Genomic DNA, 15,589 nt, shown 5'->3' with positions numbered 1-15,589 from the left:
GTCGGCCGTGCCGGGCGGTCGTCGCCCGGCACGGCCGACGGCCGGCGTGGAGGGAGTGTGCCGCTACTTCGCGGCGTCCGCGTGAGCGGCGGTGCGCTCGGCCGGCTGCGGGTCGCGCTTCTTGAGGACCGCCCAGCCGACGGCCAGACCGATGCCCCATGCCGCCCCGACGACCAGGGAGACCCTGGAGTCCCTGTCGTAGGCGATCATGCCGGTCACGGCGACCAGGAAGGCCAGGGCGACCCAGCTGAACCGGGCGCCGCCGGGGGCCGGGAAGGACGAGGCGGGGAGACGGCCGGCCTCGACCGCGCGGCGGTAGCGGATGTGGCTGACCAGGATCATCATCCACGTCCAGATGCCGGCGGCGGTGGCCACCGAGACGACGTAGCCGAACGCCTTCTCCGGGACGACGTAGTTGAGGACGACGCCGATGCCCATGAGCGCGACGGAGACGGCGATGCCCACGGCCGGGGTCCTGCGGGCGTTCAGACGGCCGAATGCCTGCGGGGCCTCGCCGTTGGACGCCAGGTCGCGCAGCATGCGGCCGGTGGAGTACATGCCGGAGTTGCACGAGGACAGCGCGGCGGTCAGCACCACGAAGTTGACGATGCCGGCGGCGAGCGGAATGCCGATCTTGTCGAAGGCGTGGACGAACGGGCTCTCACCCGCGGAGAACTCGGTCCACTTCACTACGGAGAGGATCACCACGAGGGCGCCGACGTAGAAGACGATGATGCGCCAGGGCAGCGTGTTGATGGCCTTGGGGAGCGTCTTCTCGGGGTTCTCGGACTCGCCGGCGGTGACGCCGACCAGCTCGACGGCGAGATAGGCGAACATGACGCCCTGCAGGGTCATCAGACTGGAGCCGATGCCGTTCGGGAAGATCCCGTCGTGCGCCCAGAGGTTGGAGACCGCGGCGGTGTCACCGGCGTCGGAGAAGCCGAGGGTGAGCACACCGAGGCCGATCACGATCATGCCGATGATCGCGGTGACCTTGACCATCGAGAACCAGAACTCGACCTCGCCGAAGATCTTCACCGAGATCAGGTTGACGCCGAAGAGCACCACCAGGAAGACCAGGGCGCTGACCCACTGCGGGATCTCCGGGAACCAGAAGTGCACGTAGATGGCGGCGGCGGTGAGTTCCGCCATACCGGTGACGACCCACATGAGCCAGTACGTCCAGCCGGTGGCGAAGCCGAAGAACGGGCCGAGGAACTCGCGGGCGTACTCCGCGAAGGAACCCGAGACGGGCCGGTAGAGCAGCAGTTCGCCCAGCGCCCGCATGATGAAGAAGATGACCACGCCCGCGAGGGCGTACATCAGGATGATGCCGGGGCCGGCCTTGGCGATGTTCGCCCCGGCCCCCATGAAGAGGCCCACGCCGATGGCGCCGCCGATGGCGATCATCTGGACCTGCCGGCTGCCGAGCCCTCGCTCGTAGCCTTCCTGCGGAGTACCCCCGGCCTCGCCGGCGTGCTCGTCGACCTGCAACGAGGTCATGGTTGGTGCGCCTTTCTCCGTGCCGGTCCGCGCCGACTGGATTCGGCTGCGGACCAGGTCCTGATCCCCCCGGATACGGATGGAGTGCCACCGGCGGTCTGCCGGTCCAAGCGCTCCCGGGGACATGGGTGGCGTCCCCGGCAGATCGTGAAGATCTATCACGCGCGCGTCGCCGATCGATCCATGCCGATGTGGCGCACCCCACAGAGAGGAGCGGACAATTCACCCTTGATGCACCAAACCCCAGAGCCCGGGTGATGTGATCGTTATCCGGATTTGAGCGTCCGTTGAGCGAACACCGGGCGGCGGAAAGCGGATCGCGACGACGGCCGGTGACGCATCGCGTGCCCCGTCGGGCACGTCGGCCACGGGCCGTGACGATCCGGGGCCATGGGCGCGCGGAGCTCCCGCGGCGCCGGTCGCCCGGTGGGAGGGAGGCGCAGGGCGCCCACCGGGGGCGGGCACGGCTACGGCTACGGCTACGGCTACGGCTACGGCTACGGCTACGGCATCAGCGTCTCGACCAGCGTCTCCTGGAGCGCCCCGAGCCAGAGGTACGCCATCACCATGGGCTTGCGCGGGTCGGAGTCGGGCAGCCGGTACAGGTCGCCGCTCTCGTCGTCGTCGGTGACCTCCAGCCGGGTGCCGATGGTCAGCCGCAGGTCGTTGAGCGCCCCGAGCCAGTGCAGCGAGTCCTCGGCGGTGAGCTTGAGGATGGCCCCGCCCTCGCCCGTCGCGGTGAGCGCGTCGAGGTTGCGGACGACGGCGAGGGCGTCGTCGCGCTTGCGGGCGCGCAGGTCGTTCTCCGTGAAGCGGCGGAACTCGGCGGAGAACTCGCGGAGTTCCTCGTCCTCGCCCTGTTCGGTCTCCGGTTTGGCGTACGCGTCCGGGAAGAGCCGCGCGAGCGCGGGGTCGGACGGCGGCTCGCTCGGCCCCTCCGTGAACAACGCGGCGAGCGGGTCCGCGTCCTCGGCGGGCTCGTCACCGGGACCGATCAGCTCCAGGAGCTGGACGGCGAGGGAGCGCAGGATGGAGATCTCGACCTCGTCGAGCGCGACGGCCGCGCCACCGCCGGGCAGCGCCTCGAACTGACCTGCCATCACTGACGTTCCTGGGAGAGCGTCGCCCACAGTCCGTAGCCGTGCATCGCCTGCACGTCGCGCTCCATTTCCTCGCGGGTGCCGCTGGAGACGACGGCGCGCCCCTTGTGATGGACGTCGAGCATCAGCTTGTGGGCCTTGTCCTTGGAGTAGCCGAAGTACGCCTGGAAAACGTAGGTGACGTAGCTCATCAGATTGACCGGATCGTTGTGGACGATCGTCACCCAGGGAACGTCGGGTTCGGGTACGGCGAACGTCTCCTCGGCCGACTGGGTCTGTTCGATCTCTAGGGGCACAGTCACTCCACCCATGCTGCCACCCGGGAGGCCCGGTCGCACAAACGCCCCCGGCCGATCCGACGACATCTCGTCACTTTGACGAAATCTGCGCTAGCATCGCACGTATGAACACTGCGGATCTGGGTCTGCCGGTCTCCGTGCCGTCGACCGCGCTCTTCACCGACCAGTACGAGTTCACGATGCTGCAGGCGGCCCTGAAGGCGGGGACCGCGGACCGCCGGTCGGTCTTCGAGGTCTTCACGCGGCGGCTGCCCGAGGGTCGCCGCTACGGCGTCGTCGCCGGCACCGGACGCGTGCTGGACGCCGTGGAGAACTTCCGCTTCGACGAGGGCGTGCTCGGCTACCTCCGGGACCACGGCATCGTGGACGAACCGACGCTGCGGTGGCTGGCCGACTACCGCTTCGGCGGCGACATCCACGGCTACCCGGAGGGCGAGGTCTACTTCCCCGGCTCGCCGGTCCTGCGCGTGGAGGGCTCCTTCGCGGAGTGCGTGCTGCTGGAGACCGTGATCCTGTCGATCCTCAACCACGACTCGGCGATCGCGGCGGCCGCCTCCCGGATGGCGGCGGCCGCGTCGGGCCGCCGGCTCATCGAGATGGGCGCCCGGCGCACCCACGAGCTCGCCGCCGTCGCCGCGTCGCGAGCGGCGTACGTCGGGGGCTTCCACTCCACCTCGGACCTCGCGGCGGGCTTCCGGTACGGCATCCCCACGGTGGGTACCAGCGCCCACGCGTTCACCCTTCTGCATGACACCGAGCGGGACGCCTTCCGGGCCCAGGTCGACTCGCTCGGGCGCGGCACGACCCTGCTCGTGGACACCTACGACGTCACCGAGGCCGTCCGTGCGGCCGTGGAGATCGCAGGCACCGGCCTCGGGGCCGTGCGCATCGACTCCGGGGACCTGCTGATGGTCGCCCACCGGGTGCGCCGGCAGCTCGACGGCCTCGGCGCCCGCGACACGAAGATCGTGGTGACGTCCGACCTGGACGAGTACGCGATCGCGTCGCTGGCCGCCGCACCCGTGGACGCCTACGGCGTGGGCACGCAACTGGTCACCGGCAGCGGCCACCCGACCTGCTCCATGGTCTACAAGCTGGTCGCCCGCGCCGAGTCGGCCGCCCCGGACGCGCCGCTGGTGCCGGTGGCGAAGAAGTCGACGGGCGGAAAGCTGTCCGTGGGCGGGCGCAAGTGGGCCGCCCGCCGGCGGGACGAGCAGGGCGTCGCCGAGGCCGAGGTGCTCGGCACCGGCCCGGTACCGGAGCCCCTCGTGGACCGGCAGCTGCTGACGCAGCTGGTCAAGGGCGGTGAGGTCGTCGCCCGCGAGCCCCTGGACGCGGCCCGCGAACGGCACGTCGCGGCGCGCGCTGCGCTGCCGATCTCCGCGACGCAGCTCTCCCGCGGAGAGCCGGTGATCCCCACGGAGTACCTCATGTGAAGGATGGACACCAGGTGACCGAGGGAGGACGACGAGAGGGCCGATAGCAGGCAAAGGCCCTCTCCCGCAAGGCGGTTGGAGTCTCTACCCTCGAAACGTCGCCGCCCGGCCGACCCCGCCCGACCAACCCCCCGCCAGCCGCACCCACCGAAGGACACCCGCCATGCACCGCGCATTGATCGTCGTCGACGTTCAGAACGACTTCTGCGAGGGGGGCAGCCTCGCGGTGTCCGGGGGCGCGGACGTCGCCGCCGCCATCACCGACTACATCGGCCAGTCCCAGCCCGGCTACCGCCATGTGGTGGCCACCCGCGACCACCACATCGACCCGGGCGGCCACTTCTCCGAGCGGCCGGACTACGTGGACTCCTGGCCGGCGCACTGCGTCGCCGGGACGGAGGGCGTGGGCTTCCACCCGAACTTCGCGCCCGCGGTCGCCTGCGGCTCCGTCGAGGCGGTGTTCGACAAGGGCGCCTACGAGGCGGCGTACAGCGGCTTCGAGGGCGCCGACGAGAACGGGGTGACGCTGGCCGACTGGCTGCGCTCCCGCGACGTGACCGAGGTCGACGTCGTGGGCCTCGCCACCGACCACTGCGTGCGCGCCACCTCGCTGGACGCCGTACGCGAGGGCTTTCGCACGCATGTGCTGCTCGACCTCACGGCCGGCGTCTCCGAGGAGACGACCGACCGGGCCCTGGAGCAGATGCGGCAGGCGGGCGTGGAGCTCTCCGGCAAGCCGGTGGTCTGACCGGCGCCCCACCGGGCGCCCCCCGGGCCCGCCGAGGCCGGCCCGGCTTCCGCGCCCGCGCCGCCGCCCCGGTGCGCCCGCGCCGGGACGCCCACAGGCTTGCGGCATGCGGAGCGGGGTGGCTCGCAGCACGTCGGCGGCCTGCCGGCGACCGCGCCGGCGCCGCGGCCCGCCGCTAGGCGCCGCGCGCCGGGCGCAGCAGGGCCCGGATGGGGTGCCAGAGCTCCTGGCTGAGCGGCTCGTGGGTGCGCCAGAGCAGTCCGTCCGGATGGTGCAGCACGGCCGTGATCTCGTCCGGCGTCGGTGGCTCCGCGTTACCGCGCAGATACACCGCCCGCAGCCCCAGGTTCCGCAGCCGCGTCAGTGCGCGCGCACGGTTCGCCGCGTGCACCAGCACACGCACCGTACGGCCGCCGCCTGCCGGGTCGGGCAGACCTATCGCGACCACGACACTGCCTCCTGGCAGCTTGCAGAAACCTCCGCCGGGCACGCCGCATCACTCCCCCGTGAGCTTGCTGTCAATAAGAACTTCGTCAGACGCACCTAAACACGATCGGCCGTCGCCCGCTAGAGGGCAACGGTCGATCACGCTCTGACCTGCGATTTTACCGACTGATCGACGAGGGGACACTCCACGGAACGCCCCTTGCGGACATCTCACCCACTCCCGGGCTCACCCGAGCGTCAACAAACGGACGCCCTGGCGCAAACGAGTCCCCGAACGACCGGAAACCGTCCCCGGCGGGTGATCGTCCCGGACGGCGGGCCGCTCCGGCGGTGCGCCGCCCGACACGACGGAGCGGGGTGCCCGCGCGACGAGCGCGCGGACACCCCGCTCCTGAGCGGTGACGCGTCCTACTTGACCGAAGGACCGACCTTGACCGTGATCGTCTGGCCGTTCTTCGGCTCCTTGACGATCGAGATCCTGGTGTTGGTGTCCGGGACCTGGACACCGGCGGTCGGGTTCTCCTCGAACCAGTAGACACCCTTGCGGTCGTCGAAGACCGGGTTGCCCCTGTGGGCGGCGATCCGCGCGGGGACGTCCGCCTTGTGCAGCGTGAGGGCGTCCGAGCGGAAGGTGCTGAAGGTCGAGTCGAACGACTGGATGCGGTTGCGCATCAGCGTGCCGTCGGCCCACTTGAGGGCCTTGGGGTTGGCGTCGACCGGAAGGATCAGCCCCTTGCCGGGGTGCTGGCTGGTGTTGTTGTCCTTCTGCGAGGTGTCCCACAGCCAGACGAGCAGGCCGTTCTGGTACGGGTAGTGCTCCACCCAGCCGTCCTTCGGCGCCTTGAAGCCGAAGTTGTACGGACCGACCTTGAGGGTCTGGTCGTACGAGACGTACTGGCGGTTCTCTGCGAGGTAGTACTGCTCGTACTCGTCCGTGAAGGACTCGCCGATGCGGGAGAAGCCCTTGGCGGCCCAGCCGGCCGCCTCGGTCTCGGCGTTGTCGCTGAAGACCGGGGAGCCGTCCGCGGAGACCACGATGGCGTCCGCCGCGAAGCCCTTGCCCGCCACGCCGCCGTCCGTCTGGTAGCGGAAGCGGACGTCGACCTTCTTGCCGGCGTACGCATCCAGCGAGTAGACGAGCTTCTTGTGCGCGCCCGACGGGCCGGTGAGCGCCGGCGCGTCGGAGGCGTCACGGGTGATCGGCGCGCCGTCGGCGGTGCCGTCGACGGCGGTCCAGTTGGCTCCGCCGTCCGTCGACACCTCGGTGTAGAGGTAGTCGTAGTCGGCCTCGATGTCCCACCAGCCGGTGAGCTCCAGGGACGCGGTGGACTTACCGGTCAGGTCGACGGAGCGGGTGAGGGTGTTCTTGAGGTCGTCACCCATGTCGCTCCACCACTGCATGGAGCCCTCGGCGGGCTTGACGATGCTGGTGGTGACCTTCTTCTTCGGCAGCTCGACGACGAGGGCCTGCGGGTTCTTGGTGTTGTACTCCGCGACACCCAGCTTGTGGGACGACTTCGTCGCCGCCTTGGCCTTCGTGTAGTTGAGCCAGCCGAGCTGCAGCTTGTCCCAGGCGTTCATGTCGCCGGGCAGGTCGCCGATGGCGTCCTGGCCGGTGCCGAGCCAGGAGCCGGACGACATCAGGGACCAGAAACCGGTGGAGTTCTCGCCGCCGCCGGAGGTGTCGTACAGGTCGGGGAGACCGAGGTCGTGACCGTACTCGTGGGCGAAGACGCCGAGGCCGCCGTTCTCCGGCTGCATGGTGTAGTCGCCGACCCAGATGCCGGTGGTGCCGATCTGGGTGCCGCCGGCCTTGTTGTTCGCCGGGCCGGTCTTGCCGGCGTCGGTGCCGTAGGCGTACCAGCGGTGGGCCCACAGGGCGTTCGCACCCTCGGCGCCGCCACCGGCCGACTCGTCCTCGCCCGCGTGGACGATCTGGAAGTGGTCGATGTAGCCGTCGGCCTCGTTGAAGTCGCCGTCGCCGTCGAAGTCGTAGCGGTCCCACTGGTCGTACTGCGCCAGGTCCGCCTTGATCTGGGCGTCGGTGCGGCCCTTGGCCTTCTGGTCGGCGGTCCAGGCGGTGACGCCGTCACGGACCGCGTCCCACACGTTGTTGCAGTTGGACTGGCCGCAGTAGTTGGAGCCGTAGCGGGCCTCGTTCCAGTCGACCTTGACCCAGTCCGAGACGGTGCCCTCGACCGAGTACCGGCCGGAGGAGGTGCGCTCGTAGTAGGTCTTCAGCGAGTGCTTGGGCTTCCCCTTCTTGTCCTTGCCCTCGCCGAAGTACAGGTCCTGGAAGTGCTGCCGGTTGTAGTCCTTCTGCCAGGCGGTCGAGTTGTCCACCTTGCGGTCCGGCTGCGCGATCTTGTTGTGCAGCGGACCGGGGGTGCCGCCGTACTTCTGCACGGGCGGCTTCGGACCGTCGCCGTCCGGGTCGAACATCGTGGTGTCGTCGACCTTGTCGCCGAACTCCACGAGGATCGTGAAGATCTTGTCGGTCTTCTCCCGGCCGAGCTCGACGTACTTCTTGGCGTCGAGCTTCACGACCTTGGACGCGCCGCGCTTCTGCACGGTCGCGTCCCCGGATATGACCTGCTCCAGCGCCGCCTGGCGCTGCTGCTCCTGCTGCTTGCTGAACGGACCCTCGAGATCGTGGTCCACGTGGCCCTTGTGGGCCTTGTTGTGTTCGGAGCCGGGCGCCGGATCGTGGCGCTCGACCCCCGGGGCCCCGGAGGGCCTGTTCTCTGCCTGGGCCGTGGTGAGCGCCGCGGCCATTGCCCCTGTCGTGGCCAGTGCCACGAGCACCGCGGACGCTCTGATCGCCCGTCGCTTGCCTGTCACTTGAAGGTGTCCTCCCCCGCGCGCCGGCGTACCGCGGGTCCAAGGAATGTGGGGTGGATCCGCTCGCGGCAGCGCGTCACAAGTGACGACATTCGACCGGAGTTGACGGAGAAAAAACAGACCTTGACTTGCACAGGCCAACTGCACTATGCAGTAGCGCAGTTCCGGATAGCGGACGCATTGCGCTCGTTCACGGCCCGGTCCGCCGCGGCACCCCTCTCGTGCCCCGGCCCTCCTGCCAACAGGCGCACCCGCACGGCCGGTTCCTGAGACATGTGACTCGATGCGCCCCCAGTGCACCGGTACCGTGGGTTAGGTCACGCTTACTGCTGGTTCCCCTCGGGCATCCACCCTCGTAGGGCCGCCGGACCGGGCGACCGCTGCGACACACCACCGACATCGATGCCTTCGAGGGACGGAAACCGTCATGCCGCGTCCGACTGCCGCACAGCTCGCCTACGGTTCGGCCACCGTCGTCGTCTCGACCGTCGCCATGCTTCTGATCTCCCGTGCGACGACGGCGCTCGGGGTCGCCGTCGTCGGGGTCACCGCCCTCACCCTGGGCCTGCTGGTCGCCGTGAGCCTGCCGGTGCCGGACAGGACGAAGGCGGCGCGCACGGCCGGTCGAAGCCGTGCGGCCGCCGTCGAGGACCGCCACCTCCCCGCGGAGCCCTCCGCCCGGGTGCCGGTCGCCCACACCTCGGACCGGCACCGCGTCGGGCAGCACTCAGGGCGCCGTTGACACCACCACCGTCTTGGCGGCCTTGTCGTGCAGACCCTGTTTGTACGGCTTGTCCACCAGGATGAGGATCAGCAGGATCAGCGGCCACAGGCACGGGCAGCAGATCAACTGCGGCAGCCAGAGCACCACGGCACGCGTCAGGGAGGAGCCGGTGTCGGGCTTGCTCCCGTCGTTGAGCATCGCCACGCGCATGTTCATGAGCTTCTTGCCCAGGGTCTGGCCCGAACTGCGCACCATCAGGGTGTCGTAGCCGACGTAGGCGATGATCGAGATGAGCTGGAACACCCACTGCCCGCCGGTACTGCTGCTCGCCACCCACTCGTCGAAGCCGTCCCCGGACGCGACCCTGTCGTAGATCCCGAACGGGATGCCGATGATCAACAGCGGAATGGCGACGATCAGCCAGTCGACGACGCGCGCGAGGATGCGCTTGCCGGAGTCGGCCAGCGGGGGCATCCCGTGCAGAGGATCGCCCCCTCCTCCGTAGGGATCGCCCCCGTAGGCGTGCGGATCGTACGGCGGCGGCGGGGCACCGTAAGGGGAGCCGGCACCGGGCGGCGGAGGCCCCCCGGGCGGCGGGGCGCCGTGCGGGCCGCCACCGGGCGGCGGGGTGCCGTAGGGACCGCCCCCACCGGGCGGCGGCGCGTAGGGCCCCTCGCTCGGCGGAGGGCCGCCGGGGGGCGGTTGCCCGCCCGGGGGCGTGGGCTCCTGCGGCTCCTGTGGCCTCTTGCGGAACGGATCGTCCTCGGGCGGCGGGCCGGGCGGCCGGTCGTTGCTCATGGGGGCAGTGCACCCCGCCCCACCGGGCCCCGCAACGGCTCACGAGCCGTTCGGGGGACGGCAGGGCCAACGGGACGAACGGAGCGTCAGCCGGCCACGAAGGTGCGCGCGGCCTTGTCGTGCCAGCACTGCCGCCACGGCCGGTCGAAGACGCACCACAGCACGTTGAGAAGGCCGACGACGAGCACGCCCAGGACGCCGTGCACCAGCCAGCGCAGCAGGGCGGCCACGAACGACGGCGGCTCGTGCGACTCGATGTCCCGCACCTGGAGCCCCAGCAGCCGCTTGCCGAGCGTACGCCCCCACCTGGAGGTGGGCAGCGCCTCGTAGAGCGTGCCGAGCACCAGCATCGTGATGAGCGAGAGCCCGAGGTGGAAGGCGGTCGTACCGTCGATCAGCCAGACGGTGACCGTCTCCCCGGACAGCTTCGCCGCCTGGATCTTCTCGTCGATGTGCGCGAGTGCCGCGGCGGCGAACGGATACGAGGCGGCGGCCACGAGCGCACCCAGGACGGCGGTGTCGATGAGCCGGGCCGCGAACCGCCGACCGAGCCTCGCGGGCCGGGCAGAGGCCTGTGCCTGGGCGGCCAGCAGGAACGGGTCGCTGACCGGGGGCTTCCAGGGAACGACCGGCGGCTCCTCCTCGGGCGTCTGCGCCAGCCGGTGGACCTGCTGCGCCCAGGAGGCGGACCCACCGCCCGAGCCCGCGGACACGGGCGGCTGCTGCGGCTCCGGTTCCTGCTGGGCGGGGGGCGTGGGCGCCGGCGCCTGGGCCGGCACCTGCGGCGGCGCCTGGGCTGGGGCCTGTGCCCGCGCCGCCCGCGGCTGCGCGGGCTGCTGCGGGGAGGGCGTCATCGTACGGATCGACATCGTGCCCTCGGCGGTCGGCGCGCCACGCTGCGGACGCCGGGCGGCGCGCGTCGTGACGGTGCCGTCGGACACCGGCCGCTCCGGTTCCTCGGCGGGCCCGCCGACACTGCGCACACCGGGCAGGGCGCCACCGGTCGGGTCCGGCCCGGCGCCCGCCGGCTCCGGGTCGTCGTCGAGGGCCTGCCGGCCGGCCGGCCGGTCGAACCGGACCCCGGACGGTCCCCCACCGTCGCTCGTGCCGGCTCCCGCCGCGCCCCCCGCACGGGGGCCCTGGGCCGTGGCCTCCGGACTGTCCCATGCCTGCCCGGCGACCGGTGCCGAGGCGTCCGCGCCGGAGCCCGGCAGACCTCCGGCGTGCGGGTCCCGGGATGCGGAGCCCCAGGAGACCCGGCGGTCGCGGTCGCCGCCGAAGCCCGACTGGCGCGAGGCGTCTGCCTGCCAGGCGGCGGACTGATCCGGGCGACCGCCCGCGGACGGATCCGGGTCCTCGTCCAGGAAGACGGGGCCCGTCTCCTCGACCGCCGGCACGGCCGGGGCGGGCGGTACCGCAGCCGGGGGCGGCGCGGACGTCGCGTGTGCCGAGGGCGGTGACGCCGGCATCGTCTCGCCGTCCTTGGGCGCCGGCCGGCTCGTGCCCGGCACCCACGCCGTGCCGTTCCAGTACCGGACGTATCCCGGGATGGACGGATCGGGGTAGTAGCCAGGCGTGGGGCTGCCGTCGCCGGTTGCCGGGGTGGGGGCGCTCATCACCGTGGTCCCGTATCTCCTGGAGGACGTCGAGGGCGTCGAGGGGGTCGAGGGGGTCGATTCAAGGGTCCACATCTATCAGACCGCCGCGCCGCGCTGGGCCGGTCCCGGCGTAAGGCCCACTTTCCGGTATCGCTGCACGGCACTGCCGCGACCGCGTGCCGGGTCACTGAGAAGTTGGGGGAGGAAGTCGCGTAATAGTCGGCGGGGATGGCGCTCTCTCCCTGCGTGGCCCGCTCCAGGGCCCCGTACCAGGAAAGGAAGTCGCAGTCTCATGCACACCGTGGTGGAACGAGAGCTGGAGCTCAAGCTGGTCCTGTCGCCGGAGCGCAGTGTCCCCGTGCCGGCCAGGCTCACCTACCGGGGGGATGACGCGTATGCCGTGCACATCACCTTCCACGTCGGGTCCGAGCATCCCGTGCACTGGACGTTCGCCCGTGAACTCATGGTGGAGGGTGTCTTCCGGGCGTGCGGTGAGGGGGACGTCCGGGTCTGGCCCACGAGGGACGGCGGGCGGAGCGTCGTCCGCATAGCGCTGAGTTCGCCCGACGGCGAGGCCCTGCTGGAGGCCCCCTCCGCGCAGGTGTCGGCGTGGCTGGAACGGACGCTGCGAGCCGTTCCGCCGGGGACGGAGCCCGAGCACCTCGGGTTCGAGACCGAGCTGGCGGAACTGCTCGCCCCGGCCCCGGCCGACGGTCTGCACGGCCGCGGTCCCTCCGCGGCCCTCGGCGGCGACGGCCCCCGCCCCTCGGAGGATCCGATGGACGGTGAGGCCTAGCCGGCGTGGCGGCGGGAAGGGCGGCCCGGCGTCGTCCGGAGTGCCGGGCCCCGGAGGTGGGGGTGCGCGTGCCGGTGGGGAACGGCCCGCAGACGTGAACCCGACCGACCCGGCTGGGCGGTACGACTAGAACAGCTTGCCGGGGTTGAGGATGCCGAGCGGGTCGAAGGCGTTCTTGACGGCCTGCTGCATCTCGACTCCGACCGGGCCGAGTTCGCGGGCCAGCCATTCCTTCTTGAGGACGCCCACGCCGTGTTCGCCGGTGATCGTGCCGCCGAGCTCCAGGCCGAGGGCCATGATCTCGTCGAACGACTCGCGGGCGCGGGCGGATTCGCCGGGGTCGCGATGGTCGAAGCAGACGACCGGATGGGTGTTGCCGTCGCCCGCGTGGGCGCAGAGGCCGATCGTGAGGTCGTACTTCTCCGCGATGGCCGCGGTGCCGTCGATCATCGCGGCGAGCCGGGAACGCGGCACGCAGACGTCGTCGATCATCGTCGCGGTCCTGACGGCCTCCAGCGCGGTCAGCGACAGCCGGCGCGCCTGGAGCAGCAGCTCCGATTCTGCCGCGTCCTCTGCGGGGACGACCTGAGTGGCGCCCGCCGCGGCGCACAGCTCCCCGACGGCGGCGAGGTCGGGTCCGGGATCGGGGGTGTCGAAGGCGGCGAGGAGCAGCGCCTCGGTGGTGTCCGGGAGGCCCATCTGCGCCATCGCGTTGACGGCCCGGATGGTCGTACGGTCCATGATCTCCAGCAGCGACGGCGTGTGCCCCCGCTCCATGATCGCGCAGACGGCGTCGCAGGCGGTGGCGGCCGAGGGGAACTCCGCGGCGAGGACGAGCTGCTGGGGCGGCTTCGGCCGGAGCGCCAGCACGGCTTTGACAACGATGCCGAGACTCCCCTCCGAACCGACGAAGAGCCGGGTGAGGTCGTAGCCGGCGACACCCTTGGCCGTGCGGCGGCCGGTGCTGAGGAGCCGGCCGTCGGCCAGGACGACCTCGAGGCCGAGGACGTACTCGGCGGTGACGCCGTACTTCACACAGCACAGGCCGCCGGACGCGGTGCCGATGTTTCCGCCGATGGTGCACGTCTCCCAGCTGGACGGGTCCGGCGGGTAGTACAGCCCGTGCTCGCCGACGGCCCGTGACAGCACGGCGTTGACGACACCGGGCTCCACGACGGCGATCCGGTCGACCGGGCTGATCTCCAGGATGCGGTCCATCTTGACGAGGGAGAGGACGATGCAGCCGTCGGAGGCGTTGGCGGCGCCGGACAGTCCGGTGCGGGCCCCCTGCGGTACGACGGGGACGCGCAGTTCGGTCGCCGTGCGCATGACGTGCTGGACCTGCTCGACCGTGCGCGGCAGCACCACGACGGCCGGGGTGCCGGCGTCGCAGAAGCTCGCCATGTCGTTGCGGTACGAGGCCGTGACGTCGGGATCGGTGATCAGGGCTTCGGGCGGGAGGTTCTCGCCGAGCCGGGAGAGGAGATCGTCCATGATCCCAGATTCGCACCGGGGGCCATCGGTGTGAACCCGTCTGCGATCCGCGTCGCTCCGCCGGGTGGGCACTTCGTACGGGACCGGAGGGTGGCGCACAGTGATCGTCATGAAGAAGCGGTACGCGCCACTTGCCAGGAATGCCGTGATCGCCTCGTTGGCCGCCGGGGCGGTCGCCACCGGAATCGTCGTCCTCGGCCCGGGCCGGGACGACGGGCCGCCGCTTCCCGCACCGGGGCCCGCGGCCCGGACCGTGCTGGCGGAGGGCCCCGGGGCGGCCCTGTCGGCGGCCGAACTGTCGGCGCTGATCGCAGGACAGGAGCACCGGCTGGCCGGGAATCCCGGCGACCACCTGTCGTGGGCGGTGCTCGGCTCGGCATACCTGGCGCAGGGCGCCCTGCTCGGCGATCGCACGGACTTCCGCCGGGCGGAGAAGGCCCTGCGGCGTTCGCTGGAGGCGCTGCCGGGCGAGAAGGGCAACGCGGACGCGCAGCTGGGGATGGCGGCGCTGGCGAACGCCCGGCGTGACTTCGCCACGGCCCGACGCTGGGCCGAGAGCGTCCGGGCGCGGTCGCCGGAGCAGTGGACGGCGTATCCGGTGCTGATCGACGCGTACAGCGGGCTCGGTTCGTACGGGGCGGCCACGAAGGCCCTGCACACGCTGGAGAAGCTGCGGCCCCGCACCGTGCAGACCCTGATGCGGGCCTCCCAGGTGCACCGCGACAACGGCAGGCACGAGGACGCCGAGGCCCTGGCGGACGAGGCGTCGTCCCGGTCGGGCGGCAAGGCGGAACGGGCCGCGGCGCTGCACCGGCTCGGCGAGCTGGCCTGGGAGCGTGGCGAGCCCAAGCAGGCGGTGGCGTACTTCGACACCGCGCTCCAGCTGGAACCCGGTCACCATCCGTCTCTGGCCGGGCGGGGACGGGCCTCGGCGGCGCTGGGCCGCAAGGACGACGCGCTGCGGGACTACCGGGCGGCCATCGAGCGGGCGCCGATGCCCGAGTACGCCCTGCAGGCGGGTGAGCTGTACGAGTCGCTGGGCATGGCCGGGGAGGCACGGGCCCATTACGAGAAGGTGCGCCGGCTGGCCGCGAAGGCCAGGAGGTACGGGGTGAGCGAGGAGCTGACGCTGGCTCGGTACGAGGCGGACCACGGGCTGTCGAAGGCGGCGGTGCAGCGCCTCGCGCAGGAGTGGAAGCGGGGGCACCGCAGCGCGCAGGTCTCGGACGCGCTGGGCTGGGCGCTGTACCGGGCGGGGCGGGCGCAGGAGGGACTGAAGTACCTGAAGCGGGTGACGACGCCCGGGCTGCGCAGCGCGCTGTCCCTGTACCACCGGGGCGAGATCGAGCGCGCGCTCGGCCAGGACGGACCGGCCCGCCGGCACCTGAGGGAGGCGCTGCGCCTCAACCCGTACTTCTCGCCGCTCCTGGTGCCGCGTGCGAAGCGCGCCGTCTCGGCCCTGGGCAATCCCCCTCCGGGCGGCCCCGTCGACGTCGAGGGCGAGCCGTGGACGACGGACGAGGAGCTGCCGCCGGAGAACGACGAGGGGCCGGAGGACGACGAGGGGCCGGAGGCTCCCGAGGAGGGCACGGCCCGCCGTCCGGGCGGGGACGCCTCCGGCGAGCCCCGCGACTCCGGGTCCGCCCGGCCCCGCGAGAGCGACTCCGGCGATCCGCGCGATCCGCGGTCGGGGAGTCCGCGGGAGCCCCATGACGGCGAACCGTCCGGGACCTGACGTTTCGGCCGGGCGCCGGGCGGTCGCGTACGGGCCCGCTCGGCAGGGGAACGGCCCCGGGAGCGCCCGG

The 15,589-nt window shown here is 71.7% G+C and carries 13 protein-coding genes; 5 read left to right on the top strand and 8 right to left on the bottom strand.

Annotated features, from left to right (window positions below; translation table 11 throughout):
* Positions 1–63 precede the first annotated feature (63 nt).
* The 3 genes from AB0J10_RS27960 to clpS all read right to left on the bottom strand — a co-directional run bounded on the left by AB0J10_RS27960 (position 64) and on the right by clpS (position 2,914).
* Positions 64–1,503, bottom strand: coding sequence for an amino acid permease (locus tag AB0J10_RS27960; RefSeq protein ID WP_363065229.1), 1,440 nt, complete (start codon positions 1,501–1,503; stop codon positions 64–66).
* Positions 1,504–2,006: 503 nt separating this feature from the next.
* Positions 2,007–2,603: a DUF2017 domain-containing protein gene (locus AB0J10_RS27955; protein WP_363065228.1), complete on the bottom strand. Its 597-nt coding sequence runs from the start codon at positions 2,601–2,603 to the stop codon at positions 2,007–2,009.
* A complete protein-coding gene (clpS, locus tag AB0J10_RS27950; protein WP_026165308.1) occupies positions 2,603–2,914 on the bottom strand; it encodes an ATP-dependent Clp protease adapter ClpS in 312 nt (103 codons plus the stop codon). Before clpS ends, AB0J10_RS27955 begins: the two co-directional genes overlap by 1 nt.
* A 92-nt stretch (positions 2,915–3,006) precedes the next feature.
* Between clpS and AB0J10_RS27945 the strand changes: the two genes are divergently transcribed.
* Together AB0J10_RS27945 and AB0J10_RS27940 are read left to right on the top strand one after the other, a co-directional pair.
* Positions 3,007–4,338 carry a nicotinate phosphoribosyltransferase gene (locus AB0J10_RS27945; RefSeq protein WP_363065227.1) on the top strand — a complete coding sequence of 444 codons (1,332 nt, stop codon included), beginning with the start codon at positions 3,007–3,009 and terminating at the stop codon, positions 4,336–4,338.
* Between the two features lie 163 nt (positions 4,339–4,501).
* Positions 4,502–5,086: a nicotinamidase gene (locus AB0J10_RS27940; RefSeq protein ID WP_363065226.1), complete on the top strand. Its 585-nt coding sequence runs from the start codon at positions 4,502–4,504 to the stop codon at positions 5,084–5,086.
* A 175-nt stretch (positions 5,087–5,261) separates the two neighbouring features.
* Here AB0J10_RS27940 and AB0J10_RS27935 read toward each other — a convergent pair whose 3' ends face one another.
* Positions 5,262–5,576 (bottom strand): hypothetical protein, encoded by a 315-nt coding sequence (locus AB0J10_RS27935; protein ID WP_093660467.1) that lies wholly within the window; start codon positions 5,574–5,576, stop codon positions 5,262–5,264.
* Between the two features lie 365 nt (positions 5,577–5,941).
* The gene (locus AB0J10_RS27930) at positions 5,942–8,374 is read right to left on the bottom strand and encodes an immune inhibitor A domain-containing protein (protein WP_363065225.1); all 2,433 of its coding nucleotides are present in this window, start codon (positions 8,372–8,374) and stop codon (positions 5,942–5,944) included.
* Positions 8,375–8,801: 427 nt separating this feature from the next.
* On the opposite strand from AB0J10_RS27930, the gene AB0J10_RS27925 reads away from it, so the two are divergent.
* Positions 8,802–9,116: a hypothetical protein gene (locus tag AB0J10_RS27925; protein ID WP_363065224.1), complete on the top strand. Its 315-nt coding sequence runs from the start codon at positions 8,802–8,804 to the stop codon at positions 9,114–9,116.
* Here AB0J10_RS27925 and AB0J10_RS27920 read toward each other — a convergent pair.
* Positions 9,102–9,896, bottom strand: a complete 795-nt coding sequence (locus AB0J10_RS27920; protein ID WP_363065223.1) for an RDD family protein — start codon at positions 9,894–9,896, stop codon at positions 9,102–9,104. The genes AB0J10_RS27925 and AB0J10_RS27920 overlap by 15 nt on opposite strands.
* An 86-nt stretch (positions 9,897–9,982) precedes the next feature.
* Positions 9,983–11,512, bottom strand: coding sequence for an RDD family protein (locus AB0J10_RS27915; RefSeq protein ID WP_363065222.1), 1,530 nt, complete (start codon positions 11,510–11,512; stop codon positions 9,983–9,985).
* 274 nt (positions 11,513–11,786) lie between these two features.
* Here AB0J10_RS27915 and AB0J10_RS27910 point away from each other — a divergent pair, with 274 nt between their 5' ends.
* Positions 11,787–12,290: an SsgA family sporulation/cell division regulator gene (locus tag AB0J10_RS27910; protein ID WP_363065221.1), complete on the top strand. Its 504-nt coding sequence runs from the start codon at positions 11,787–11,789 to the stop codon at positions 12,288–12,290.
* Between the two features lie 126 nt (positions 12,291–12,416).
* Here the strand turns inward: AB0J10_RS27910 and AB0J10_RS27905 are convergent, their stop codons facing one another.
* On the bottom strand, positions 12,417–13,784 hold the full coding sequence (locus tag AB0J10_RS27905) for an FAD-linked oxidase C-terminal domain-containing protein (protein WP_363065220.1): 1,368 nt from the start codon (positions 13,782–13,784) through the stop codon (positions 12,417–12,419).
* Positions 13,785–13,893: 109 nt separating this feature from the next.
* Here AB0J10_RS27905 and AB0J10_RS27900 point away from each other — a divergent pair, with 109 nt between their 5' ends.
* Complete coding sequence (locus AB0J10_RS27900; RefSeq protein ID WP_363065219.1) at positions 13,894–15,519, top strand: tetratricopeptide repeat protein; 1,626 nt, start codon at positions 13,894–13,896, stop codon at positions 15,517–15,519.
* Positions 15,520–15,589 lie beyond the last annotated feature (70 nt).

Source organism: Streptomyces sp. NPDC049887, assembly GCF_040656535.1.
Classification (GTDB): Bacteria; Actinomycetota; Actinomycetes; order Streptomycetales; family Streptomycetaceae; genus Streptomyces.
Note: the sequence above shows the minus strand (reverse complement) of the source record. Positions and strands in the feature narration are given on the sequence as shown.